Consider the following 25,500-nt stretch of genomic DNA (forward strand, 5'->3'; position numbering starts at 1 on the left):
CTTTCGAGTCCCAAGCTGCCGCTGTATTTTTATGTTGCTTAGTACTTTTCTCCACTCCTCCCTCATATCGGGAGGCTTATTTGTCATTCCTTATTCTCCATGGCTATCTAGATGCTCTAGAAGAAGAGCTGTATCCGAACGAAGTCTGGAAAGCTCCGTTCCAGGTGCGTATTCAAGAATCAACTCGCAATCGCGCACTGAACGCAGAACCTTATAAATAGGTTCCCATTCTATTGAGCCTTCTCCGATGGGAAGATGCTCGTCGGAAACTCCAGAATTATCATGCAGATGAACGGAACCAAGCCTAGGGGCTACCTTCTGGAGCAAGGCTGGAATATTCCAGCCATTAAGGTGGGCATGCCCAGTGTCTACCAAATAGACAGCCGCAGATTCCAGCCGCTGGACGAACTGCACATACTCATCCTCCGTAAATAGCGAATGACCGTGATATCCAACATTCTCGATAGCTAATTGAATCCCGAGTGGAGAAGCAATCCGGCATAGCCTATTTACTGCCTCCTCAGCATGAGCGATTGCGTTTTGTTTACTGAAAGCCGGTGAAAAGCAAAACCCCGGATGAATCACGACATGCTTGGCCCCTATACGGTGGGCAAATAAGATCGATTTGCGGTATTCATCGAATGAAGCTTCACGTATTGCTTTATTTTCACTGGTTAGATTCGTATCCCAAGCAGGAGGATGCACACTATAAGAAACACCGACATTCAGGAGATAGGGGACAGCCCTGTCCATGGTTCCTTCTGTATCGTTCCACGCCCCTCCATCAAGCAGAAGCTCAATATGCTTCGCCCCTTCTCTAATCAGCGCTTCCACATTTTCTTCCACTGGCTTCCCTAGTAACAACAAATCGGAATAACTGATCGTCCACTCCATTGAAACGCCCCCCATTCTTTGATTGTGACAACGAGATTGTCTACAACAAGATTATCCTACTTCCGAACGGGTCGACTGGCAATTGACGATTTTTTAGATGGTTTACATTCGTTTTGATTTCCGATACTCACCGGGCGGAATGCCGGTTATTTTCTTAAACATTCGTATAAAAGAAGTGACGTTCTGATAACCGATCTGAAGGCCGATTTCCTGTACACTAAGATTATGCTCAGTAAGCAACTCCTTCGCTTTGCGAATTCGGATAGCATTTAAGTGCTCGCTGAAGTTGGTGCCCGTTTTCTCTTTAATGTACACCGACAAGTAGGCAACGGATAAATTCAGTTTATCGGCAAGCAGTTCAAGTGACAGATCCTCCGCATACCGATTCTCTACATAGTCCAAGATGAACGAGATGGTTGGATCTTGTTCATCTTTGATGGATAAGATGATTGTCGCGGATGTGAGAAAAAGATGCTCATAGAACTGTTTGAACTGGTCCAGCGTGTAGCATTCTTTCATAAGTGCCATATGGCGCTGCTGCATGGAGGATTCTGCATCGACTCCATAGGGGGCTAATATTTTCACAACCCTTGCTATGATTCCTGCGGCCAGTTGCTTCAGCTGCTGGATGCTTGCTTCCTTTCGATCGAATTGTTCGAGCATCCGATTCAAGAATGAAATACAGAACTCATGGTTGCCTGCCTGCAAGTTCGCGTACAGCTCTTGCTCTTGCTGAACTGTGAATACCAGTTGAGGCGGTACATGGCGACGTTCCCGAATAACTTGACTTTCATCTACTGGCCTGGCTCGCTGAGCCATCTCCTGAACTTCGAGATAGGCATCATTAAACTGGCTGGAATGCTCGTAAACCGAGCTGATTGCAATAGTTGCAAGAAAATAATCTTTATCCCGGTCGAGTATCATTTTCAACATCCCCAGTCCTTGCTCCAACTCTTCTCCCAAATCTTTACCTCTAATTAGAGATAATATTTGATTATTTTCGATTTGAAAGGTATGGGAGGACGGGACAGATTCGGACATGACCACATTAATATACTCCTGAATATAGTAAGCCATACGATCCGTTTTCATCTGACTGTTCTCAACCGATAGCATCTTAAAGTGGAGCTGATACAATACGATGAAGAAAGGTTCGTTCATTTCGGCGATATCCTTCCAGTCGTTAATGTCGGACCTAATAGCTTTCAATTTATTGATATAACCAAAGCTAGTCAGAAGAGATCGTTTGTCGATTAGATCCTTGAGGGTGGCCTCCTTCTCCAGCATCAAATCCCGGATGTTCTGGTGGATCAAGTCAAACTCGTGAATGGTGCTTTTCAACTTGCCCGAATCCCTGCGTAAAAGCAAAGTTACCATATCTTTGACCGGTCGATTAATTTTGCGGCTGAAGAACACGGAAGCAAGGAGGCCGATGATGATCGCAGCGCCAGAGATCAAGATCAGAGTAAGTGTGGTAGTCCTGACTCTTGCCGCAATATTGGAATAAGGAACAGCTGTTACATAGGTGAGACTAGAGTCGGCAGGCGCTTCTCTAAAAAAGTAATAATCGCCGGATAAGATGTAATCTTCACTTTCATTAAACTTGGGTATATCGGTTGCCGCCAGCCGACCAGAGGTGCTATATAGAAGCGATCCATCCTTCTCTAAGATCATGAACTGCCGATTGTCCTCCTCGCCATAATAGGCTTCTCGCATCAGTTTGGCATCAAGCAAAGCAATCACCTGATAATTGGAGGCTGGCACCCGAAACGAAAATGGAATAAGTTGTAGATCCAATGCGGAATTCAGGCTAGACACAGTAAATGTTTCTTCGGCGTGCAGCCTGTAATTGCGGGAATCATGGAAATTATTTTCCCAGAATGAGAGCGGATAATCTTCGCTCACGTAGAATCGCGAGAAAAACATGTCCGCTTCGACGCTGCCTTCCTTTTCAAAAACGATCGATGGCGTGTTGAAATGAATCAACACATTATGGAGATAGAGCATCGGATTGTACGCTTGGGCCCGCAGAGGCTTCATAAGTTCCATCGCAGAGGAAAACTCGATATCTAACGGACTCTTCCTAAGAAGTTGACGGTTGAAAGCAACCACATATTCATCTGAATAAAGATCAAACAGTATAGTCTTCATTCGTTCAAAATGAGTTTGATACCGCTCTGCGGTATTCTTAAGCATCAAGCGGTTGTACTGAATAATCTCTTTCTGTACGCCCTTACCGAATAAATGGACGGACAGCAGGTTAAATGAGGAAAACAGTAAAATAATGACAAGAAAGCTAATGAATATTTTAAAAACGAGCATTTGTCGGTTAAAGATAGGCCATTTCAATGAGAGTACTCCTTTTCAAGTGAGGTTCTATCTTTATTTGGTTGTATTTATTCTACATGAATATGGTCTTGTAAATAAGATACTTTTTTTTATGTAGTTATCATTATTTTGGGTGGGCCATGATTTAGCCAAGGAACATAAAAACTGTAAATACCTATTTCCTCAGAGCCATGCTACGATCTGAATTGAAAAAACGAAAGCGGGTGAGAATTTGTCGAACCAATCTTCTATGTCAACAGCAGAAATGAATGTAAGTACCCGAAAAAAAAGTTCGGCAACGGTGAGGCGTATCAAAAAAAACTGGGATTTGTACTTACTTATTTTACCTGTCATGGCCTTCTTTATTATATTCGAGTATGTGCCGATGTACGGTGTGCAGATTGCATTCAAAGACTTTATCGCAAACAAGGGGATTACGGGGAGCCCATGGGTCGGATTCAAACACTTTGAGCGCTTTTTTGAAAGCTACTATTTTTGGAGATTACTCAAAAATACACTTGGCATCGGGGTATACCAGTTATTTGTTGGCTTCCCAGTACCGATTGCTCTCGCACTCCTAATCAATGAGGTGCGATTTAAGAAATTTAGTCGTTTCGTACAAACCGTTACCTATGCGCCTCACTTTTTGTCCACGGTCGTCATGGTAGGAATGATCTTCATTTTCCTCTCGCCTCAAACGGGATTAGTGAATGGACTGATCACCTGGTTTAGGGGAACACCCATAGATTTTCTGACGGAGCCGGCTTGGTTTAAAACCATATATGTTGGCTCGGGTGTATGGCAGCAAATGGGCTGGAGCTCCATTATCTATCTGGCTGCTTTAACCGGTATCGATCCACAGCTTCACGAAGCCGCAAGGGTGGACGGAGCGAGCCGCTGGCAGCGCATCTGGCATGTCAATTTACCAGGCATTATACCTACGATCATCATTTTGCTCATCCTGAATATGGGTTCCTTGCTCAGCGTTGGCTTCGAGAAGGTGTACCTGATGCAGAATTCGCTCAATATGTCTTCATCTGACATTATCTCCACCCATGTATACCACAAAGGGATTCTCGATGGGCAATACAGTTATTCCGCAGCCGTCGGTCTGTTCAATTCAATCGTCAATTTCACTTTACTTGTCATTGTCAATCGAATGGCCCGTAAAGTAAACGGCACAAGCTTATGGTAGGAGGTCAGGAAGATGCAGCAGCAATTCAACAGTGAGAAATTATTCGACTGGTTCGTCCATGCATTATTGGCACTTATATGCGTTGTTGTGTTATATCCGTTAGTGTTCGTTCTGGCTGCATCCATTAGCAGTCCCGACGCGGTCATGCGAGGTGAGGTTTGGCTTTGGCCGAAACAAATTACGTTAATTGGATATTATAGAGTTTTTCAAAACAGTGAAATTTTAACTGGTTATACGAACACGATTATTTATACCGTGGTCGGAACCGCCATAAATCTGGTTATGTCGATCGCAGCAGCTTTTCCTCTTTCACGAAGAGATTTTTACGGACGCAATCTTTTTGCTGCTTTGATGGTGTTTACGATGTTTTTCAGCGGGGGCATGATTCCGTCCTATCTATTGGTCAAAGATTTGGGGATGCTGAACTCGATGTGGGCGCTTATTATTCCGGGAGCCGTATCCGTTTATAATATTTTAATCATGCGAACTTTTTTTCAAAACGGTATTCCGCAAGAGATGCAAGAAGCCGCTTCGATTGATGGTTGTTCGAATATAGGCACGCTTGTAAAAATTGTGCTGCCACTATCGATGCCAATTATAGCGGTTATGATCCTATTTTACAGTGTAGGACATTGGAATTCCTATTTCAGCGCCCTCATTTATTTGACCGATCGTGATCAATACCCGTTGCAGCTGTTCTTGCGCGAAATCCTGATTCAGGGACAAATGCAAGAGATGCTGGGAGTTGGCGACGATACGAATGCTAATGTCGTACTGGAAGGTGAAGCCATCAAGTATGCACTGGTCATCGTTGCTAATTTGCCAATATTTCTGTTGTACCCATTTCTTCAAAAATATTTTGCCAAGGGCGTTATGATCGGTGCGATCAAAGGGTAAGGGCACTTGTAAGAGCTTGCATGCTGCGCTTTATAAGTTTAGCTATTAAGGTAATACCTTTTAGCCATAGATGTAAAGGAAAATAAGGGAGGTAGAAAAATTAATGAAAAGTAAGAGCTGGGTATCGTTAACTATAGTAGCTGTCATGACCGGAAGCCTGTTATCGGCTTGTAGTGAAGAGCAAGGTACAGCGGAAAGTTCGACCAGTCCAACTGCCAATACGAAGGACGTTGCCAACTTAAACAAAACGGGCATGCCGATCGTAAAAGAGCCAATTTCACTGACCTTTTTCACGGGCAAAGCTCCTACCAATGGCAATAACTTTGAAGAAACACTTGTATGGAAAGAATATGCGAAAATGACGAATGTTAACGTCAAATTCCAGCTCGTTCCTTTTGAAAATTTAAACGAAAAACGTAACCTTGTGTTAGCTGGCGGTGATTATCCAGACGCTTTTTATTCCTCGAGAGTATCTTCTGCAGATTTAGCGAAATATGGCGCTCAGGGGACCTTTGTCAAGTTGAACGACCTGATTAATAATTATGCACCTAACTTCAAGAAACTGATGGAGAAATACCCAGACTTGAAAAAAGGGCTGACTATGCCTGATGGCGGTATCTATTCATTCCCGTCCTTTTATAGTCCTGACTTCCTTCCGATGCTCATCGGAACCCCCCTTTGGGTCAAGCAGGAATGGCTAGAGAAGCTCAAAATGAAGGAACCAACGACAACCGAGGAGTTTTATCAATATTTGAAGGCAGTCAAGAATACCGATTTGAATGGGAATGGTCAGGCGGACGAAGTTCCTTACGCTGGAGAGGGCATCAATCCGCTAATTGAACAAATAAGAGGTGCATGGGACTTCGGTAACCGTGGATTGGGCCACAAATTCGTAGATGTCGATTCTAAATCGAATGAACTGCGCTTCTTCCGAACAGATCCGAAATACAAAGAGGTCATCGAGTACGTGCGCAAGCTATATACAGAAGGCCTAATCGATAAGGAAATTTTCACGGTTAAACCGGCTGCCCTGTACGCTAAAGGCGGAAAGGGAGTCTTTGGCTCAACGATCAATCCTAATCCAATGACCCAGATGAGCCAGCCGGGCTATTATGGACTTGGCGCATTAAAAGGGCCGCACGGCGATCAATTGTTTACTCAAGTTAAGGTACCTATCGTATGGCCTGGATCATTTGTTGTCACAGACAAAAACAAGAACCCTGAAGCCACGATCCGCTGGATCGACCACTTATACGGCGACGAAGGAGCAACGTTTTATTTCATGGGCGTTGAAGGACAAACCTATAAAAAGGCTGCGGATGGCAAGCTGGAATTCGTAGAAGAAATTACGAAAAATCCGAACGGATTGACCATGGATCAGGCATTAGCGAAATACATCACTTGGCTCGGAGGAAGCTATCCAGGCTATGTGCAGGAAAAATATTTCAAAGGCTCCGAGACATTGCCAGAATCGATAGCTGTAGGGAAGAAAGCGGAACAACACAAACTCAAAGAGCTATGGAATGCATTCAACTTTACTCAGGAAGAAACCGAGTTCAGATCGTCCATTGGAAACGATATCCAAAATTATATCAGTGAGATGGAAGCGAAGTTTATTTCCGGTACCGCACCGATGTCAGAGTGGGATAAATACGTTTCTACCGTTGATAAAATGGGTGTTGGTGAATATATGAAAATCTATAAGCAAGCGTACGATCGTTACAAGAAGTAAATTAGCAATGCTAGCAGATTCTAGGGAGGGCGGCCTAGTCGCCCTCCTGCTTATCCTTCAGAATGGGAAGGAGATAAGATCATGTTCTTGAAGCACTGGACCGCTGTTGCAAAGCTAGTGTGCATTGCGGTCATTCTTTCCTTGCTGTTTACGGCTTGCACGGATACCAAGCCCCAGGTGACTCCAGTCGCCTTGACAATTCAGAGCCCGCAGATAGTGCCGAGTGTACGAACGGAGCAAATATTTGATAAGGAAGCTGGTAAAGGACAACTGACCATCCGTTATTTTTATTTGGATGGAGATAATTTGATGGGTGACAGCTTTTTGATTGTTTCTCCGGATGGCAAGACGATGCTGGTAGACGCTGGACTGCCGGAAGTCGGACCGCAAGTGGTGAATTATTTAAATAAGCTTGGCATTGATTCACTAGACATTGCACTGAACACCCACCCGCATATTGATCATATCGGGGGATTCGCCACCGTGGCGAAGGAGAAGCCAATCAAGTCTTTTTATATGGTGAATTTGCCGTATACCAAATCGTCCGCTTACAACAATGCCATGGCCCCTCTTGAAGCGAAGCAAGTTCCTATGAAAACTCTTGAGGAGGGAGATGTATTCCAACTGGGCGAGCATGTGCGATTAGAGGTGCTCAGTCCACCCAAAGGCGCGTTGCCCGAAGTGGTGAAGACATTTTCCGCTCCGGAAATTAACGATTATTCCATGGTGCTTAAGATGACTTATGGTGAACGCACATTCTTGTTTACCGCTGATATCTACAAGCACCGGGAAATTGAGCTTACCTCTTCCCCCTGGAAAGAGAAGCTGAAGTCAGACATGATGGATATTCCTCATCACGGCAGCGAATCAACCTCCTCGTCGGAGGCGTTCTTGCAGGCCGTTTCCCCGCAGATCGTCATCATGAGTCAAAATCTGTTCCAAAGCCCGAACCTGCTGGAGCGCTTGGAGAAAAAAGGCGCGAAGGTCTACTCCACCGGCATGCACGGCAATATTATGCTTCGTTCCGATGGTAAGACGATGATCGTAACGACGGAAAAAGATTGGTTAAGGAGGAATCATTGATGTCGAATCAGGAACAGGAACAGGATCAAGTGGAACAACCAACACGGCAAATTAGCAGAAGAAAATTGCTTGCCTCCTTGGGATTGACAAGTGTAGCCCTTGCGGCCGGTACTAGGTTATTCGAATCTACTTCTGGTGTTTCTGCCAATTCGGTAACTGAAGAGGTCTACGGTCGGAAAAGCCATCCTATCTTTACGACGGAAACAGTTTCAATGAAAAATGTTCGTGATTACGGTGCTGTCGGGGACGGCTCAACCGATGATACTGCCGCAATTCAGAATGCATTGAATCAAGCGCTTCAAGGGACGGGCTCGCATGTTCACATTCCTAAAGGGACCTACAAAGTCACGGACACACTGCGGATCTACCGTCATACACGTCTGACATTAGATGCAGATGCCAAAATTCTACGCTGCCATGATTATTCATTTTTAGTAAATGGAGATAATGGGCCTGGTTTCCAAGGCTACGAAGGGCATGGAGATTTATGGATCGAAGGCGGTATTTGGGAAGGGAACATCCTCCAGTATCCTGATACCTATAATGGGTTCGGCTTGGCCAGAGGCAGGAACATCATAATCCGCAACATCGAAATGCGAGATGTCGTTACCGCTCACGGTGTCGATATGAACGCTTGCGAGAACGTCGTAATTGAGAATTGTCGGTTCCTTGGATATCGGGATAGTACGCCAGATCATTCCAGAGATTATGCGGAAGCGATTCAATTAGCCAATCATACGCAGGAAGGTTTTAGCCAAATGGGCGCCTTCGACGGAACCCCATGCCGCAACATTACTGTCCGAAGCTGCTACTTCGGGGCAAGCGGCACATCAGGCACACAAGCATGGCCTGCGGGTGTAGGCAATCATTACGCCGTTTATGACCTTTATAACTCGAATATCAAAGTAGTTGACAATACCTTCGAAGGTATGACTTTTGCCGGGGTACGCAGTTTCAAGTTCGCTGAACTGTTCATCTCGAACAACTTGTTCCTCAATTGCAACAGGGGCGTTATGCTGTCTAATCCGGCGGGAAATACCAATTCGTCCAAAGATGCTGCTGGTAACCAAACCGGTCTACCGCAATCCAGTAAAAATATTGTGATTTCCGGTAATATATTTAAGGCGACGCAGCTCGAAACGATTTATTGCGTAGGATGGCCCAAAACGGCTTTGATACATGCCAAAGTGGAGTCGGTTATCATTGAGGGCAATGTGTTCGCACAGGGATCGTCCAGCAAGAACTGCATCAATTTGCGATGGGTGCATCAGGTGAGCATTACCGGCAACTTGTTCCACAACCAATATCGTGGAATCTGGATATCTTATGTATCCAAAGCAAGTATCAGTCATAACGTCTTTCAGGACATCATTATGGAGGCTATATTCTCCGAAGAACCAGACGCAGATTACAAAAACCGCGGACTCACGGCCGACATTCAGGTACTTCATAATCAGATCGATCGCTGCGGCAGGACAGGTATTTATATCCAAAGCATGGAGAAGTTCCAGATTATTGGAAATATCATTCATTCCCCGGCAACTGAAACTAACAATACGCGAAGTGGCATCCTTGTTGCGAATTCAGCTAAAAAAGGGAAGGTCGCAGGCAATCATATTACTAAAGCTTTGACCGGCAACCAAAACCAATATGGCATAAGCGTTACCAGTACTTGCAGTGATGTGCAAGTCGCTGACAACATAGCCGAGGGCATGACGGCCGCCGTGTCTGTTCAAGGTTCCACGAACTTTGACGGAATTTATTTACATAGTCCAAACGGAATGCGGTATAAGATGACCATTGGTAACGATGGCGTTATGATGGCTAGCCCCGCATAAGCAAGTATTTAAATACAAGCCTCGGGTCACCGCTTTTTCTAAAGAAGCAGGCTAAACCGAGGCTTGTTTTTTAGATTGAATAGGTAGGTAAATTTGTTACGTCAACAAGGATAATCTATGAAGCTGAACTCTGCATCTTCTTCATTTGTTATAAAACAAAAAAACCCTTAACTAGTAAGGGTTTCCTGCTTGTAAAGCTGGGATGCGGTCGGAGGGATTTGAACCCTCACGCCTTGTGAGCGCCACCCCCTCAAGATGGTGTGTCTGCCGTTCCACCACGACCGCGAGGTATGAAAGTAAAAATGACCCGTAGGGGACTCGAACCCCTGTTACCTCCGTGAAAGGGAGGTGTCTTAACCACTTGACCAACGGGCCACGAATGTCTGTAAGCTTTTGCAGCCCATTTTGACGACATTTGTAATTATAATAGATTCTGTCGTCGTTGACAAGCACAAAATCTGGAATGCTCACGGGCAAATATGGTATGCTGAGACCAATTCAAAATACACGAGGTGCTTGTCGTTCATGTTAATTTATGAATCTACCCATGGAACGGTCCATGAGGAAAAAGTACGCGTTCCCGGCCCGAACGAAGTAGCTTGGGTGAGAATGGAGAACCCCTCACCTGACGATGTCAAACATGTTTTAGGCGACTTATACAAGTGCCACCCTCTACTCATTGAGGATGCGATTAAGCTGAACCAACGACCGAAGATGGATACGTATAAGAATCACATTTTCTTAACCTTCTTCGCGGTATCCGATCAGCTTGAGCCACAGGAAATAGGGATCGTGATCGGAGAAAATTTTGTGATAACCGTATATAAGGACAAGCTCCCCTTCATAGATCAGCTTTACCATACCTGCCAAGAGGTCGAAGATCGATTAAGCCATCCAGGAGCCATTCTTCATGCGATACTCGATCGTTGTGTCGATGATTATTCCATCGTTGCGGATCATTTTGATGATCGCCTGAATAGCATGGAACAGGCCGTGTATCGCAACCCTAGAATTCGTATTGCACAGGATATTTTCCAAATTAAACGGAGTATGCATCAGCTGCGCCGCGTCATTGTGGAGGAACGAATTACCCTTTCCGCTATCGCCCACCACTCCTTCCCCTACACACGTGAAGAAGATGATGTCTATTTCCTGGATATCATGGACCACATCTCACGAGTCGTGGATTCTTTGGACATTTTCCGGGAATCACTAACCGGTCTTCTCGAGCTCCAAATGAGTATGAAATCCGATCGGATGAATGAAATTATGAAGACATTAACGATCTTTAGCACGATCTTTCTTCCTCTGACTTTTGTCGTCGGACTGTATGGTATGAATTTCAAAAATATTCCTGAGCTGCATTGGGATTATGGATATCTGTATGTCTGGATCCTTATGATCATCTTAAGCTGTGTGATGTGGTATTACTTTAAACGTAAACATTGGTTTTAACGAAAAAAAGGCACTCCACCGTGAACCACCAATCACAGGGGTGCCTTTTTACTATTAGCTGCTACTTTATTTTAAAGTAAGAAACAGATTCATTCAAAGTATCTACTACGGACCTAAGCTGTTCGGAGGCAGCAGCTATATTCTGCATCATCGCTAACTGCTCCTCAGTTGCAGCAGCAACCCCTTGGGATTTGTTCAAAATATGCGTTGAACTCGTTGCCGATTGATCCATTGTCGCAGAGATCTCCTCGGAGCTTGCCGACATTTGCTGGGTGATCGCTGAAGTCTCATGAATTTGTGTCACAATGTGTGTCACCGATTGCATGATGGTATGGAAGCTCTGATTCACTTCCTGCATCATGCTCGATCCCGCACTAGCTTCCTGCTTGGTTGCATTCATGGAATTAGAAACACTGGCGATCTCGACTCTCGTCTCATGAATCAACTGATTAATTCCCTCTGCTGACTCGATAGATTGCGAGGCAAGCTTACGAATTTCATTCGCAACAACGTTAAATCCTTTGCCGTGCTCACCCGCTCTAGCTGCCTCGATCGAAGCATTCAGTGACAACAGATTCGTTTGATTCGCAAACGTTGTAATGCTCGATGCAATAAGACCAATCTCATCGGATTTAAGTGTTAAAGATTGCACGGTTTGTGAGAGCTGCTCGACCGATTTCAGCATGTTCACAATTTGCTGCTGCAGCTTTCCAAGCAAGTCATTGCCAAGTTCGGCATGACGAGAAGTTAGGGAGGAATGTTCGGCCATTACACCTGAATTTTCAGCCACCCTTTGAATCCCAATTGCCATTTCCTCAATCGCTCGGCTCGTTTCTGCGCTGCTTCTTGCCTGCACTTCGACGTCCTGCGTCATTTCTTGAATACTGGTAGCGACATGCTCAGAGGCCGTTGCCGATTCCTTGGAACTATCCGAAAGCTCAACCGAAGCGTCATGCACGAACTGCGTATTGTGGGCGATCGTACCGATCAACCCTTTAATTTTCGAAACCATAATATCTACCGATTCTGTGATTTTCCCTAGTTCGCACTTGGTATACTTGACCTGAGGCTCATGCCGAAGATCTCCTGCCGCTACTTGGCCGGTAACTTTCATGATGTTTTTGACCGTTTTCATTATTTTACTAATAACCATCCATCCTGCTGACATGAGCAAAATGATAATAATAGCGACTGATAGGTAGATCGTTTTTGCCGTTTTATCATTTTGAGCCTCAATCTCTTCAATACTTGATTTCGCATAGGCATCCAAAATTTCACCGATTTGATTCATACCCTCGCGGCCTTTTTCGAAAGTTGCTAATAATTTAGCGTCATTAATAATCCCTTTTCCAGTACTTGAGGACTGAACAACGGCATTCGCTTCTTTCGCCCATTGGTCAAATGACGTATGAAAGCCCGCTATGTTCTGCTCAATGGTTAGCTTCGTCTCTGTATGCGCTGTTTGTAATAACTGTTTAGCATTCATTATATCAGCCGCTTGTCCAACCCTTGTATTCGTTTGATCGATATTGTCTTTTAAAGCTTTAAGCTGCTTCGTCTTCTCTTCCGCAGTCAATGTCCCAGAAACCAACAGCTGGTAAGCCGTCAACGCCTGATACATATCACGATCGGCATTCAAGATAAGTGAAGTGCTTTTATTCGTGGTTTCATAAAGGGATGAAGCCAATACCTCCGTATTGGACTTACTTTGCTGCAGTAAAAAAACACTTGTGCCTAGATACAGCATGGAAGGAACTAATAGCAATAAAAGGAGTCGTACACGTATAGATAACAATTTTGCCACAGAATTTGCCCCCGTCATTGATCTATTTTTGATTACTATATCGGAAAATCGTTTAATAGATGTTAGAAAACTGTTAAAAATGAATGTAATTAAACTAACAAAAATAAGCCCAACGGCATGAAAGCCATTGAGCTTATTTCCAGCTAATTCGGATACGGAGAGAGAGGGATTCGAACCCTCGCACCGCTTACGCAGTCTAACCCCTTAGCAGAGGGTCCCCTTATAGCCACTTGGGTACCTCTCCAAAGATACTGGCTCCCCGAACAGGACTCGAACCTGTGACAACTCGATTAACAGTCGAGTGCTCTACCAACTGAGCTATCAGGGAATGGATAAGTTTTATTTTATTATGAAGGCGTTAGTAAGTCAAGTGTATACGATTTCAATTTTCCCCTACATTTTCCACATGCGTATTTACGGACGTCCATTTTGCGCTTGCGGAAGTACTCGGTTTTGCAGTTGACGCATTCCAGCCTGTATTTGTAGGACTGTTTCTGGGAAGCCCGCGGCAGCGAACGGCAGAACCGGGTACCTCCGACTTGCGCCAGCAAGGTTTTGAAATCATTGTCGCGATGCTGGTAGCCACGCTTTAATATATGCAAATGATAATGACAAAGTTCGTGCTTAATGATCTTCTCAATCTCATCTCGTCCAAATGTCTCCCACTGCATCCAACTGATTTCGATATCATGGGATTTGGTAAAATAGCGCCCGCCCGTCGACCTTAGCCTCCGGTTAAACCGCGCCTGATGTACAAAAGGCCTTCCAAACGATGCCATAGAGATCTGCTCGATCCATTGCTGCAGCTCCCGATCCTCCATCCCCATTCGCTCCTTTGACAAGTTCTCACTTGAATTTGTACCGTATGTACGGCTATACTGTCAAGTAGAAAAGAAGATCGAAAGCTTCCTAAAGAAAGGATTTGAACAACCCTTATGCCGCAAATGCGATATGTCATTCTCAAGTTCGAACAACAATTAGAATTCGTTGAAATGCCATCTTCCTACTCTTATCAATTGACAGCTCTGAATCAAAGATTACACAAAGAATTAGAGAAATTGACCGCTGACTCTGTCCCTCAGCTTCCACGGGTTATTGCAGAATGCGACGACTTGGAATTGGTTGGCACCGCGCATACCCTTATTCAAGGGTTGGATTACATTAATCGTTTGGAAAAGACCTTCGCTGGCATCCAAGAAAAGTCTTATCCGCTTATTTCTTTATTAACTGAAATTCGCGCGCTTCAAGCCCAACTGGAACAGTGGTATGAAGAGGAATTTGAGGGTTAATTTTTAAGAGTGCTATCAAAAAACATAAAGCAAAAAGTAAGGCAACGCAAAGAGCAAGGCAAAGCAAAAAGTAAAACAAACCCAAAAAGTAACGCAAATCAAAAGGACCTGCACCCATTGAAGCAATCCTTCATATGCTATTATTACATGGCGAAGAAGGGGATGGGCATATGCCGCAATGGCTCTGTAATCAATTAATGCGGGCCTTCCAGAACAAAAACCGCAGACAAATCCGATTGCTGAATGATAGCTGGTACTTTTACCGCACCCGCCGCTCACAAGAGGAGTGGCCTGATACCCAATCGACGGACGGACCGGGCAAACGTAAATTTTGATAAAAGAGCTAGTACTTGCGCGGAGCGGGTGCTGGCTTTTTTGCAATGCTGATTTACATAGTGAAACCAGAGTAAAGTACTACATGCTGAGAAATGTGAATTCAACCATAGTAACTTACTACTTGCAGAGAACAGTGAATTCAAACCAAAGCAACTTACTACTTGCAGAGAAAAGTAAACATTTGTTAAAAAAAGGTTGCATATTTGAAATGTGCCCTCTATACTGTAAATAAATGTAATAGATTATCGGAGTGAAGCACACTCGATCTTGCAGAATTTCTGCGGTTCGGGTGTGCTTTTTTTCGTACATAAAAAAGGGGAGTCGATTATTATGCCACGTAAAACAAGAGGTTGGCTAAGAAAAATGCGTGAACTTGGATTGGGGCGTCACGGGTTTGGTGGTTGGATGAGTGGTTCTGAATGGATGATTCAGCAGGGGAATTTAAGAGAGATGGAGGTAGTTCAAGATAGGCAGAGCAGGAACAATGCAGTTCTTGAGCAATTGGGATTAGTGCAAGGCAGGAAAAATGCTGTTCAAAAAAGCAATATCTATCCGTTGTTACCGAGAAAGGCTGCTGCTAAAATACCGCCTCTCTCACCTATCGCCATCCTAGAAGCTGACAAGTGGGTGTTGCGGAAGCTACTAGTCATACAAATAGCCAAGCGTCACAGTGGCAAAGTTCGACTGCAGGACGTCGCTGCCGAATGCAATGTAAATATTCGTATCGCTGCGGAATGGTTGAAACGACTATCCCTGGAGGGGATGCTATCTCTTGTCGCTGGTCAGCGGAATGTAATGATTTACTCTTTGAAGGATGTGGGGCGAGTTCATAAATAAACTCTTTAACCTCCCATTCCGGGGAGTATTGATGATACTTGTTGGAGAGGATGATGTCGGGTAAGTGATGGAAATGACGCTCGGAAGTGGGCGTTGTGAGTAACTTAAGGAAGGATGATGTGGAGATTGACTGATGGCGGTAACGCCTCTTGGATAGGCGTACGAGTAACTTAAGGAAGGATGATGTGGAGTTTGACTGATGGCGGTATCGCCTCTTGGTTGGGCGTACAAGTAACTTAAGGAAGGATGATGTGGAGATTCGCTGATGGCGGTAACGCCTCTTGGTTGGGCGTACGAGTAACTTAAGGAAGGATGATGTGGAGATTCGCTGATGGCGGTAACGCCTCTTGGTTGGGCGTACGAGTAACTTAAGGAAGGATGATGTGGAGATTGACTGATGGCGGTAACGCCTCTTGGTTGGGCGTACGAGTAACTTAAGGAAGGATGATGTGGAGATTCGCTGATGGCGGTAACGCCTCTTGGTTGGGCGTACGAGTAACTTAAGACTCTACCCCACCTCGTTCCCGAATAGAAGTCCCTAAAGGCTGCTATTTCAGCAATTTCGACCAAAAATATTGAAATAGAAGTCTCTATAGGCTCTTATTTGTAAATTTCATTATTAATATTCTTATTTTTATCCGAATAAGGGTCCCTAGGAGCTTCTATTTATCGAATATGCAATAAACCAAGAAGAATAGCAGCCTTTGGAGGCTCTTATCGGACAGCGATCAGCCTACAAAAAAGCAGCTGGGAGCATAACGCTGCCAACTGCTTAGTTATTCTTATTGTTGAGGCTTTTTCATGGTCAAGCCAACGCGACCTTTTTTCTCGTCTACGTTAAGCACCCATACTTGGACGATGTCCCCAACGGACACCACATCCATGGGGTGTTTCACGAAGCCGTTCTTGAGCTGGGAAATATGCACCAGCCCATCGTTCTTAATGCCGATATCGACGAAGGCACCGAAGTCGATAACGTTGCGCACCGTGCCGGTCAATTCCATACCCGGCACAAGGTCTTCAAGCTGCAGCACATCAGTGCGGAAGATCGGCGCGGGGACTTCGTCCCGCGGATCTCGCCCAGGCCGCTGCAGGCTGTCTAAGATGTCCCGCATCGTCGGGACACCTACGCCCAGCTTAGGAGCCAGTTCCTCTGGCTCCAGCGTCTGCAGCAGCGCTAGCAGCTGCTGTGAGCCAAGCTGCGCCAATTCCAGGCTCAGCTCCTTGAACAGCCGATCCACCACGTCGTATGACTCCGGATGGATCGGGGTGTTGTCGAGCGGGTTCCCACCGCCCGAAATCCGCATGAACCCGACACACTGCTCGAAGGTTTTCGCGCCAAGGCGCGGAACCTTCGACAGCTCCTGTCGGGAGCTGAACTTGCCATTCTCCTCGCGATACTTAACGATGTTCTTCGCCAGTGTCGCGTTCACGCCCGACACGTACGAGAGCAAGGACGGGGACGCCGTGTTCAGGTCCACGCCGACATGGTTAACGGCCGACTCTACGACGGCCTTCAAGTTCTCGTCCAGACGTTTCTGCGAAACGTCATGCTGGTACTGCCCGACGCCGATCGCCTTCGGCTCGATCTTCACAAGCTCCGCGAGCGGGTCCTGCAGCCTCCGCGCGATCGAGATCGCGCTGCGCTCGGCTACATCGAGCTCCGGGAACTCCGTCTGCGCCAGCTTCGACGCGGAGTACACGCTCGCCCCCGCTTCGCTTACGATCAAGTATCTGAGCTTCTGCTCCTTGATCTCGGCAATCAGCTCCGCAACAAACTGCTCCGTTTCACGGGAAGCCGTTCCATTACCGATCACGATCAGCTCGACGCCGTGCTTGCTGATCAACTGCTTGAACTTCGCCTTCGCTTCCGCCACCTTATTATTCGGTGGCGTCGGGTAGGTGACGGCGATTTCAAGCATTTTACCGGTGTCGTCAATGACGGCCAGCTTACAGCCTGTCCGGTAAGCTGGATCGACACCCAGCACTACGTGCCCTTTGACCGGCGCTTGGAGCAGCAGATTCCGTAGATTTTCTGCGAAAATCTTAATCGCTTGCTCCTCGCCCATCTCGGTCATTTCACCACGCACTTCGCGCTCAATAGAAGGTGCGAGTAATCTTTTATAAGCATCCTCTACAACGGAGCGAAGCACTTCGCGAACAACGGAATCGCCTTTTACGACCTGCCTAACCATATAATCATGAATCTTATCGACGGCAACATCCAAGCCAACCTTCAGAACTTCCTCCCGCTCCCCACGATTAATCGCAAGAATACGGTGAGGCGGCAAGCGTTTAACAGGCTCTTGATAGGCATAGTACATCTCATATACGGATTCAGCCTTTGCATCTTTAGCCTCAGTACGTAAAATCCCCTGATCATGCGTATATCTACGCACCCAAGCTCGAATCTTAGCATCATCCGCAATATTCTCCGCAAGGATATCCATTGCGCCTTGAATCGCATCTGCGGCGCTTCCTACCTGCTTGTCCGCGTTAACATAACGCGCTGCTTCTTGCTCCAGCGAGCCTTGACGAGGCTGCTTCCAAATCCATTCCGCTAACGGCTCAAGACCGCGCTCTTTGGCAACGCTCGCTCTCGTTTTGCGCTTTTGACGGAACGGTCTGTACAAATCCTCTATTTCCTGCAGCTTCGCAGCGCCTTCAATCGATTTGCGCAGCTCATCCGTCAACTTGCCCTGCTCATCAATCAAACGAACAACCTCGATCTTACGATCCTCTAGGTTACGCAAGTACTGCAACCGATCCTCGATATCTCGCAGCTGGTTCTCATCCAGCTCGCCTGTCATCTCTTTGCGGTAACGTGCGATGAACGGTATCGTGTTGCCCTCATCAAGCAGCCCCATCGTTGTCTTCACTTTGCCAGCGGGCAGCTGCAATTCAGCAGAGATCTGCTTCAGGATACGCTCCTGGATCTCTGCTTTCTTTTCTTCTGAGATCTGTACTTTCTCCCGTGGCTCTTCATACTCACTAGCCTTTGTCTTCTTTCCCTCAGTCTCGCTCAACTTCTGCTCTTCCATTTCATTAGCCTTTATCTTCAACTCTTCCAAATTTGCCACAGCCAGTTCCCCCACTTCTATTCATTTTAATTCCTATGTATGTATACAAACCAAAAAACGAGGGAACCTTGCACCCTCGTCCGTTCCTGATCCTATTCAAAATTCTATCAGTCCCACACTAATTTGCAAAGCATCGTCAACTTTGCGCATCGTTTCTTCATCCAAATGCGTAATTTTGTCCGTAAGCCGTTGCTTATCGATCGTTCTGATTTGTTCAAGCAGAATTACCGAATCTCGGTCGAAACCATGCGTTTCCGCATCAATTTCAACATGCGTGGGAAGCTTCGCCTTCTGGATTTGAGCTGTAATCGCTGCAACAATCACGGTTGGGCTAAAGCGGTTGCCGATATCATTTTGGATCACTAGAACAGGACGAACCCCTCCCTGCTCCGACCCTACAACCGGCGAAAGATCTGCGAAAAAAACATCACCACGTTTGACAATCACTGCTTACACCCCGCTTACTAAGCGATCAAGCGTACCGTCCGCTTCTTCCTCCGCTTGAAAAGCTTCAGATGCCATGCTGAGATTTATTTTCGCCATCTCCATATACCCACGCTGCATGGATTCGCGTAGACTGCGCTTTTTACGTTCAATTAAATACAGCTTCATTGCCTGGCGAATAAATTCGCTGCGATTAGAATTCTCCTTCTCGACAATACCGTCCACTTCTTGCAACAGATTGTCAGGCAAGCTAATCATGATCCTTTTCGTATTATGCGCATTGCTCACACTTTCGCACCCCCAGAAACGATACAAAGACAATATTACCAGTATGTCTTTCCAAAAACCAATTTATACAATAGATATATGCATCCAGTATATCAAATATGTTACACACTTGGATATAAGATTCCTACTTACATAGTATTCGATGGCTTATTCGGAAAATCCTCTCCATCTAACACAAAAAATAAATGGTAAATAAATCTGTTACTCTTAGTAGCGATGCCGCATGAGAGGATTAATTGCATCTATACGTTTGCCGTCACGCACATACACACGCGCAACACGATGTGAAATCATACAAATAATTTCATAGTTAACAGTACCTAACTGACGAGCTACATCTTCAGCCGTAATGCGCTCTCCGTCTTGCTCCCCGATCACCACAACCTCGTCCAGAGACTGAACATCAGGTACATCCGATACATTGATCATACATTGATCCATACAGATTTTACCGACGATTGGCACTCTTTTGCCCCGAACAAGAACCTCAGCCTTACCCGAAAGCATCCGAGAATACCCATCCGCATAGCCAATCGGCAGTGTCCCAATTTGTTCGTCGCTCTTGGTGTGATAAATCGTGCCGTAGCTAACTCCTGAGCCTGGAGGCAGCGTTTTAAGATGAACAATCCCTGTTTTGAGACTTAGTACCGGCTTTAACTCGATTTTCGTTTGATCTACATCCTCGGAAGGATACAAGCCATACATCGAAATCCCCAAACGCACCATTGAATACGTCAAACCTGGCAAATCTATGGCCGCTGCGCTATTGCCTGCATGTATATATGGAAACTTAACACCTTTATCCGTAAAATAACTCACAATTCGCTCAAAACGGCGATATTGCTCCATCGTATAGCTCTTATCTACTTCATCTGCATTCGCGTAATGCGTGAATAAACCCTCAACTTCCACATTCGGCAGCGTCAAAGCTTCCTCAATAAATGGAATAGCATCCTCTTCCGTGTGCAAACCAAGTCGCCCCATGCCAGTATCCAGCTTGATATGGATCTTTAGCTTCTTTTGAAGCGCCCCATCTTTCATTTGCCCCTGAAAACAAAGCTTTTCGAGAACATCTCTACTATAGACAGCAATCGTCACATCGAGTTCACGCGCTCTATCAACCCCTTCTGGAGGCGTATAGCCTAGTACCAGAATAGGTGCAGTGATCCCCGCATTCCTTAGCTCCAACGCTTCATCAAAAAACGCCACACCCAAGTAATCCACACCCGCGGCGAGAACCTCTTTGGATACTTCAACAGCCCCGTGTCCGTACGCATCAGCTTTAACGACTGCCATCTGTTTCATTCCTGCCGGCAGTACCTTCTGAAAACCTTCAATGTTGCTTCGCAGTGCATCTAACGAAATTTCTACCCACGTGGGACGATAAAAAGCATCCACCAGCGTTCACCTCATTTATCCATTACAAGTAAACCTATGTTAAGCCTAATCACGAAAAACTGTCAACCTTGCTTTTGCAGACTTATAAACAACATTTCTTATATTTCTTCCCGCTACCGCATGTGCAAGGATCATTGCGTCCGATTTTACTTTTACCAGAAACAGCCTTTAGATCATTCGTAGAATTGATGACACGAACTACCGCCGGCTTCTGCTGAGGTTGAACATTTTCATTAGCAAAATAGCGGAAAACGCGCATACCCGAATCTTTTACCGTCATGATAAGCGGCGTTCTTTGAAAAGCATACTTGATTTCAGACTCCGGCCTAAACTTCGCACTAACCAGTTCAAACCGTTCCAACACAGCAACAACGGAATGCAGGAACACATCCGTGGTCCGCTTCCACTCGTCTTCAACATTCTGCGCCTGATCTACAGGCCAGCTTGCTAGCACACTTGCGATTGCCTCTCTTGAATCTTGGACCCACTCAGGATAACCACCCTCGTTAGCTTCCTGCAGCTGTCCCCACTCAACCTTATTCCAAAGCGAATCTAGTAGAACGATTCCTTGTTCCTTATCAGTTAATGCGAGATAGCTTGCTGCCTGATTCGTGACTACACACTGCTTCTTGCTCTCAGATATCAATCCAAGATGCTCAGCTGCATAGAAAAAGAATTGAAACAAAGGCACCTGGTCCTGGTTCAACGTTGGTTTACGAAAAAGCTCCCAGCCAAGCTTCTCATCAAGCTCTTTCCAAAAATTCCGCGGCAAATGTTGTCTGGCAGGCGTCAATTTCAAACTCTTGGCATCCTGCAAAGAAGCCAGAAACATTTGAAAATCTGCAACGATTTGAGGTAGAGCTGTCTTTTCATCCATCCATTGCTCAAGCAAACTTTTATCTACCAGAATAGGTCTCATCTCAACCACGATAGGTGCAGATTCAGACGCCTGAAGAGCCAAATAAGCCTTAATATCATTTGAATTATGCCAATTTTCCAAGGCCAGGTCACTATTTGCCTCCATATACTGTTCAAAACGCTCTAAGAAAAACTCTTTATTCTTACATACATCTAATACCTCAGCACACTGTTTAGCCGAAATTTTTTCAGATTGCAGAAGAAACTGCACCCACTTTTTAATCGAAGGTAAATAAGCACTTATATCAGACTTAGAGCTATTCAGTATATTGCTAATGTAGAAACGACCAAGAAAATCAACAATCATCTCGCTTTGCAGCTGTTCATAACCCAATGTGTAACGGACAAAGTACTCCGTCGTCATAAATTGCATGCGATCCATATGTTTGTCAATCGTATCTGCTTTTAATTTGCCTTCCTCCGCAAGATACTTGCCGAATAGGGCAATCTCATTTTCCCAATATTGCTGTTGCACGTCCATTGTTAACTCACCAGTTGTTTTCATCAAAGACACTCCATTATCTATTTACTCCAAAGTTGCATTATACCAAAAAAACTCCCTTTCGGGGGAGTTGGTTAAATCTTCTTGCATAAAAATTTGCAAAAAAAGGGAAAAAACCTACACAAATCGTGCAGGGCTTCCCTTTTTCAGCTTATATTTGACACAATATTTTCTTATTTCCCAGACTGCCCCTCAGTCGCCATAGCGACCTTGATCATTTCATTCGTAGGCAAATCGCCTGTCGACAATCTGAACTCTACGCCGTCATTCGTCCAAGTGAGCGTCTTCTTCTCATCCCCCGTGAGCACACCGATCGTGAATCCAAGATCAACAATCGTGCCCGGCTGCAAGGACACAGATTTTGCCTGTGGTCTCACCTCGATGAGACTGAAGTTGTACTTCCCTTTGTATCTCAAAAGGACCGCTGCGTCCTCACCAAGCTTCATATCCGTGATGTCCTGCTTCACCACTTCTTTTGGCAGATAAGACGGCTCGATGATACCGATACTCTGGGCTTTGCTTGCCGCGGCAGTCGATTTCGTCGCATCTGTGCCTGCTTTAGTTGCTGTCGCCTTTTGCCCATCTTGAGCTTGACCAGCAGCTTGATCGGATTGACCGCCTGTTGCTGACAGATTCTTATCTGTTACAGACTTATCACCCGTTGCTGGGTGATTCGCATCCGTTACGCCAACGCCAGCCATCGTAGGTAAAGACTTCAAATTCCAGCTGGTCATATTGCGCTCCATTTGGAAATAATCCTTGTCGAACTTAGCATCGAATTCAAAACTCGTAAAATTTACTTGAACCAACACATTCTTATTCGCATCCGACACCTGAACCTGCTTAGGCGCCAGAGTCTTCTTATTCAGCCAAATTTTCTGGCGTGACAGCTGCTCATTTTGATAATTGGCTGCAACATCGAACACATACGTATCATTATCCGTTGTAAATTGGCGATCCTTATCGGCAATTATGCTTTTCGCAAGAGATTGGAACAGATACACCTGCCCCTGATTCTCCGGCCAATCGCTTTGGAAGCGGAAGCTCTTCTTGAGATGCGGCGTAAGCACAAACACGCCCTCCTCATTACGCAGCACGATCTGCGTCACGTCCTTCCCCGCATTCGTAAGAGAAATACGGTAGAAATGATCCGGCGAGTAAGCCACCTCAACCTGATACTCCTGCGGCTGCTGCCCCGTGTTCAAAATCATGCTTCCTGAAGCCTGATAACTGCCCGACTTGCTGATCACATGATCCAAATCCTTTACGATAGATCCTGCATCCTTCTTGCCCATCCCGCATCCCGCGAGAACCAATGCTAAGCACATCACCACTGCTACCACCCATGTGACCCGGCGCATTCGATCATCCCCTCACTCATGATTAACATCAACATAGTACATGCATATGAGGGGACTTGGCCGATTATGCAGACGAGTTGGGGCTTGGCCGCGAAAAAGGTTTTATAAATGAACTTTTAAACAATTCAGCTGCCTTTCAGATTGTATACATAATTTATTCACACTCTTTTGGCATGATGGTTTGTAGGATCCATAACCATGAACCGGAGGGTTTTTATTGAATAACAATCAGAGAATCGTGCTTCAAGCTTCACGAGGAGCAGCAGCATTTTTTGTGCTGCTGTTTCATACATCCGCTATGTCCTTCAAGTACTTTCAATACGACTTACTGGGGATTAGTGCTATAGGACGATCTGGTGGTGTAGATTTCTTTTTCGTACTTACTGGTTTTCTACTGTATCATACATATGGTCATAAAATCGGAACCAAAATGAGTGTTCTTCCCTATCTATCGAATCGGCTAATACGTATCTACCCTTTCTACTGGTTAATTACATTCGTCGTACTGCCCGTTTATTTTCTCGTCCCTAGCTTTGGCTACGGATATGAGACCCATAAAGATACCATCATCAAATCATTCCTACTGCTGCCCCAAGCTCATGGTCCAGTTCTTCCAGTTGCCTGGTCGTTAAGTTACTTTGTACTCTTTTACTTGGTTTTCAGCCTTCTCATGTCACTTGGCAAAAAGCCAGCCTATCTCTTCATTTCCATATGGGTAACATTAACTCTCTGCCACGTTCTTAATTTTCCGCTGATAGGTGCTGATATTGACCGTCATTTCTATCTAAACTTCATCTTCAATGAAGTTAACTTAGAATTTATTGTAGGCTGCTTAATTGCCAAATGGGCAGAGTATCATAGAAGTAAACACTATAAATTATTGATTGTTTTAGGCATGCTTGGCTTTGCGATAATATGGTTGAACAACAAATATCTTTTTACCCCTTATCACAATTACCTGCTTTACATCATTCCAGCTACATTTGTATTATTAGGCGCTTCTTCTGTTCCTGAACAACTTCGGTTGTCTTATTGGGTGAAAATCCTTAGCAAGGTAGGAAATGCTTCATACACGATTTTACTGACCCATCTATTATTTATTTCAATTTTAATGAAGTTGAGTGTGGTGACACATTTGGTTAATCATCTTGGATTTCTACTTACTGATCTAATTATTGTGGCGATGGTCGTGCCCCTATGCTACGCGGCTTATAGGCTTGCTGAGAAACCGCTTGTTACTGGGCTCAAAAACACAATGAAATTAAGACCTTCCAAATCATCAAATCCTGTTTCTTAGATACAAAGGCTGCAGTGGCTTTCATTAGCCCATGCAGCCTCTATATGTGTTAAAAAAAGTCAAGTAAATTAGATGCTCTCTTCTTGTAGTAGAGTAGAGAACTGAAATTTCTTTGCGGGAACGTATGCGAAAAAAAGCAAGATTAGGTTAGCTAATCTTACTCATTTATTTTACCAATTTGAGTGAACGTATGCTTGCCGCATGCTCCATCATTGTAACAGCAATACCTGCAATCTGTTCACCTTGCTGTATTTGAACTTGTTTAACCTCTTGCACCGTATCTTCAATTTTTATCAATCGATTCTCGACGCCAATGAGTCGATCCTCAACATTACCCAACCGCCTATCTATACTGTCAACCCGATCTTTAATGGCCGTAACATCTGCGTCTATCTCATTCAATCTCCTGAGTATCGCACTTAGAAATTCACGGTCTGTCATTTCACTCATCAAGGTTAACCTCCACACCAGAAGCTTTATACATTCCATTATAACCCAGAATCAATTCAAAAAGAATCCTTTCT

General features: G+C 45.1%; 21 protein-coding genes and 4 tRNA genes. 10 read left to right on the top strand and 15 right to left on the bottom strand.

The genetic code is table 11. From position 1 onward, the window contains the following. Positions 1–90 precede the first annotated feature (90 nt). Positions 91–894, bottom strand: coding sequence for a sugar phosphate isomerase/epimerase family protein (locus GC098_RS21420; protein WP_171645270.1), 804 nt, complete (start codon positions 892–894; stop codon positions 91–93). A 102-nt stretch (positions 895–996) separates the two neighbouring features. Further along, on the bottom strand, positions 997–3,243 hold the full coding sequence (locus GC098_RS21425) for a helix-turn-helix domain-containing protein (protein WP_246358795.1): 2,247 nt from the start codon (positions 3,241–3,243) through the stop codon (positions 997–999). 244 nt (positions 3,244–3,487) lie between these two features. Here GC098_RS21425 and GC098_RS21430 point away from each other — a divergent pair, with 244 nt between their 5' ends. From GC098_RS21430 to GC098_RS21450, 5 genes are all read left to right on the top strand, one after another. Continuing rightward, a complete protein-coding gene (locus GC098_RS21430; protein ID WP_376773922.1) occupies positions 3,488–4,417 on the top strand; it encodes an ABC transporter permease in 930 nt (309 codons plus the stop codon). Positions 4,418–4,429: 12 nt separating this feature from the next. Continuing rightward, positions 4,430–5,314, top strand: a complete 885-nt coding sequence (locus tag GC098_RS21435; protein ID WP_171645272.1) for a carbohydrate ABC transporter permease — start codon at positions 4,430–4,432, stop codon at positions 5,312–5,314. 103 nt (positions 5,315–5,417) lie between these two features. Next, positions 5,418–7,046: a type 2 periplasmic-binding domain-containing protein gene (locus GC098_RS21440; RefSeq protein ID WP_171645273.1), complete on the top strand. Its 1,629-nt coding sequence runs from the start codon at positions 5,418–5,420 to the stop codon at positions 7,044–7,046. Positions 7,047–7,127: 81 nt separating this feature from the next. Continuing rightward, positions 7,128–8,129, top strand: coding sequence for a ComEC/Rec2 family competence protein (locus GC098_RS21445; RefSeq protein ID WP_171645274.1), 1,002 nt, complete (start codon positions 7,128–7,130; stop codon positions 8,127–8,129). Further along, positions 8,129–9,967 carry a right-handed parallel beta-helix repeat-containing protein gene (locus tag GC098_RS21450; protein WP_171645275.1) on the top strand — a complete coding sequence of 613 codons (1,839 nt, stop codon included), beginning with the start codon at positions 8,129–8,131 and terminating at the stop codon, positions 9,965–9,967. The genes GC098_RS21445 and GC098_RS21450 overlap by 1 nt, the downstream gene beginning before the upstream one ends. 203 nt (positions 9,968–10,170) lie before the next feature. Here GC098_RS21450 and GC098_RS21455 read toward each other — a convergent pair. Then, positions 10,171–10,252 (bottom strand) — tRNA-Leu (locus GC098_RS21455). Between the two features lie 18 nt (positions 10,253–10,270). Then, positions 10,271–10,342: transfer RNA gene (locus GC098_RS21460), tRNA-Glu, on the bottom strand. A gap of 150 nt (positions 10,343–10,492) precedes the next feature. Here GC098_RS21460 and corA point away from each other — a divergent pair. Then, complete coding sequence (gene corA, locus GC098_RS21465; RefSeq protein WP_171645276.1) at positions 10,493–11,422, top strand: magnesium/cobalt transporter CorA; 930 nt, start codon at positions 10,493–10,495, stop codon at positions 11,420–11,422. A gap of 61 nt (positions 11,423–11,483) precedes the next feature. Here the strand turns inward: corA and GC098_RS21470 are convergent, their stop codons facing one another. From GC098_RS21470 to GC098_RS21485, 4 genes are all read right to left on the bottom strand, one after another. Continuing rightward, entirely contained in the window at positions 11,484–13,226 is a 1,743-nt protein-coding gene (locus GC098_RS21470; RefSeq protein WP_171645277.1) for a methyl-accepting chemotaxis protein, read from the bottom strand. Between the two features lie 155 nt (positions 13,227–13,381). Next, positions 13,382–13,470 (bottom strand) — tRNA-Ser (locus GC098_RS21475). Between the two features lie 8 nt (positions 13,471–13,478). Further along, positions 13,479–13,554 (bottom strand) — tRNA-Asn (locus GC098_RS21480). A 19-nt stretch (positions 13,555–13,573) separates the two neighbouring features. Next, entirely contained in the window at positions 13,574–14,047 is a 474-nt protein-coding gene (locus GC098_RS21485; protein WP_171645278.1) for a SprT family protein, read from the bottom strand. Positions 14,048–14,161: 114 nt separating this feature from the next. Here GC098_RS21485 and GC098_RS21490 point away from each other — a divergent pair, with 114 nt between their 5' ends. The 3 genes from GC098_RS21490 (at position 14,162) to GC098_RS21500 (ending at position 15,688) form a co-directional block, all read left to right on the top strand. Further along, a complete protein-coding gene (locus GC098_RS21490) occupies positions 14,162–14,515 on the top strand; it encodes a hydrolase/acyltransferase (RefSeq protein ID WP_171645279.1) in 354 nt (117 codons plus the stop codon). Between the two features lie 170 nt (positions 14,516–14,685). Beyond that, entirely contained in the window at positions 14,686–14,850 is a 165-nt protein-coding gene (gene cmpA, locus GC098_RS21495; protein WP_090818813.1) for a cortex morphogenetic protein CmpA, read from the top strand. Between the two features lie 331 nt (positions 14,851–15,181). Continuing rightward, positions 15,182–15,688 carry a hypothetical protein gene (locus GC098_RS21500; RefSeq protein ID WP_171645280.1) on the top strand — a complete coding sequence of 169 codons (507 nt, stop codon included), beginning with the start codon at positions 15,182–15,184 and terminating at the stop codon, positions 15,686–15,688. 782 nt (positions 15,689–16,470) lie between these two features. Here GC098_RS21500 and GC098_RS21505 read toward each other — a convergent pair. The 6 genes from GC098_RS21505 to GC098_RS21530 all read right to left on the bottom strand — a co-directional run bounded on the left by GC098_RS21505 (position 16,471) and on the right by GC098_RS21530 (position 23,679). Beyond that, positions 16,471–18,729 carry a Tex family protein gene (locus tag GC098_RS21505; RefSeq protein WP_171645315.1) on the bottom strand — a complete coding sequence of 753 codons (2,259 nt, stop codon included), beginning with the start codon at positions 18,727–18,729 and terminating at the stop codon, positions 16,471–16,473. A gap of 135 nt (positions 18,730–18,864) precedes the next feature. Then, the gene (locus GC098_RS21510) at positions 18,865–19,215 is read right to left on the bottom strand and encodes a type II toxin-antitoxin system PemK/MazF family toxin (RefSeq protein WP_028553893.1); all 351 of its coding nucleotides are present in this window, start codon (positions 19,213–19,215) and stop codon (positions 18,865–18,867) included. A 3-nt stretch (positions 19,216–19,218) separates the two neighbouring features. Continuing rightward, positions 19,219–19,500 (bottom strand): CopG family ribbon-helix-helix protein, encoded by a 282-nt coding sequence (locus tag GC098_RS21515; RefSeq protein WP_028553892.1) that lies wholly within the window; start codon positions 19,498–19,500, stop codon positions 19,219–19,221. 207 nt (positions 19,501–19,707) lie between these two features. After that, positions 19,708–20,898 carry an alanine racemase gene (gene alr / locus GC098_RS21520; RefSeq protein WP_171645281.1) on the bottom strand — a complete coding sequence of 397 codons (1,191 nt, stop codon included), beginning with the start codon at positions 20,896–20,898 and terminating at the stop codon, positions 19,708–19,710. A gap of 82 nt (positions 20,899–20,980) precedes the next feature. Then, positions 20,981–22,321 (bottom strand): SEC-C metal-binding domain-containing protein, encoded by a 1,341-nt coding sequence (locus GC098_RS40165; RefSeq protein ID WP_246358797.1) that lies wholly within the window; start codon positions 22,319–22,321, stop codon positions 20,981–20,983. Between the two features lie 170 nt (positions 22,322–22,491). Further along, positions 22,492–23,679 (bottom strand): outer membrane lipoprotein-sorting protein, encoded by a 1,188-nt coding sequence (locus tag GC098_RS21530; protein WP_171645282.1) that lies wholly within the window; start codon positions 23,677–23,679, stop codon positions 22,492–22,494. A 217-nt stretch (positions 23,680–23,896) separates the two neighbouring features. Between GC098_RS21530 and GC098_RS21535 the strand changes: the two genes are divergently transcribed. Then, on the top strand, positions 23,897–24,976 hold the full coding sequence (locus GC098_RS21535; protein WP_171645283.1) for an acyltransferase family protein: 1,080 nt from the start codon (positions 23,897–23,899) through the stop codon (positions 24,974–24,976). Between the two features lie 165 nt (positions 24,977–25,141). On the opposite strand, the gene GC098_RS21540 is transcribed toward GC098_RS21535, so the two are convergent. Next, positions 25,142–25,426 carry a hypothetical protein gene (locus tag GC098_RS21540; protein WP_171645284.1) on the bottom strand — a complete coding sequence of 95 codons (285 nt, stop codon included), beginning with the start codon at positions 25,424–25,426 and terminating at the stop codon, positions 25,142–25,144. Positions 25,427–25,500: the final 74 nt, after the last annotated feature.

The organism is Paenibacillus phytorum, assembly GCF_013141715.1.
GTDB lineage: Bacteria > Bacillota > Bacilli > Paenibacillales > NBRC-103111 > Paenibacillus_E > Paenibacillus_E phytorum.

What these genes read in the sequence shown, in the direction of transcription:
- GC098_RS21430 (WP_376773922.1), top strand. Translation starts at nt 3,488, where the DNA reads ATGAATGTAAGTACCCGAAAAAAAAGTTCGGCAACGGTGAGGCGTATC.
- GC098_RS21435 (WP_171645272.1), top strand. Translation starts at nt 4,430, where the DNA reads ATGCAGCAGCAATTCAACAGTGAGAAATTATTCGACTGGTTCGTCCAT.
- GC098_RS21440 (WP_171645273.1), top strand. Translation starts at nt 5,418, where the DNA reads ATGAAAAGTAAGAGCTGGGTATCGTTAACTATAGTAGCTGTCATGACC.
- GC098_RS40165 (WP_246358797.1), bottom strand. Translation starts at nt 22,321, where the DNA reads ATGAAAACAACTGGTGAGTTAACAATGGACGTGCAACAGCAATATTGG.
- GC098_RS21490 (WP_171645279.1), top strand. Translation starts at nt 14,162, where the DNA reads ATGCCGCAAATGCGATATGTCATTCTCAAGTTCGAACAACAATTAGAA.
- GC098_RS21485 (WP_171645278.1), bottom strand. Translation starts at nt 14,047, where the DNA reads ATGGAGGATCGGGAGCTGCAGCAATGGATCGAGCAGATCTCTATGGCA.
- GC098_RS21530 (WP_171645282.1), bottom strand. Translation starts at nt 23,679, where the DNA reads ATGCGCCGGGTCACATGGGTGGTAGCAGTGGTGATGTGCTTAGCATTG.
- corA (WP_171645276.1), top strand. Translation starts at nt 10,493, where the DNA reads ATGTTAATTTATGAATCTACCCATGGAACGGTCCATGAGGAAAAAGTA.
- cmpA (WP_090818813.1), top strand. Translation starts at nt 14,686, where the DNA reads ATGCCGCAATGGCTCTGTAATCAATTAATGCGGGCCTTCCAGAACAAA.
- GC098_RS21420 (WP_171645270.1), bottom strand. Translation starts at nt 894, where the DNA reads ATGGAGTGGACGATCAGTTATTCCGATTTGTTGTTACTAGGGAAGCCA.
- GC098_RS21500 (WP_171645280.1), top strand. Translation starts at nt 15,182, where the DNA reads ATGCCACGTAAAACAAGAGGTTGGCTAAGAAAAATGCGTGAACTTGGA.
- GC098_RS21540 (WP_171645284.1), bottom strand. Translation starts at nt 25,426, where the DNA reads ATGAGTGAAATGACAGACCGTGAATTTCTAAGTGCGATACTCAGGAGA.
- GC098_RS21450 (WP_171645275.1), top strand. Translation starts at nt 8,129, where the DNA reads ATGTCGAATCAGGAACAGGAACAGGATCAAGTGGAACAACCAACACGG.
- GC098_RS21445 (WP_171645274.1), top strand. Translation starts at nt 7,128, where the DNA reads ATGTTCTTGAAGCACTGGACCGCTGTTGCAAAGCTAGTGTGCATTGCG.
- GC098_RS21505 (WP_171645315.1), bottom strand. Translation starts at nt 18,729, where the DNA reads ATGGAAGAGCAGAAGTTGAGCGAGACTGAGGGAAAGAAGACAAAGGCT.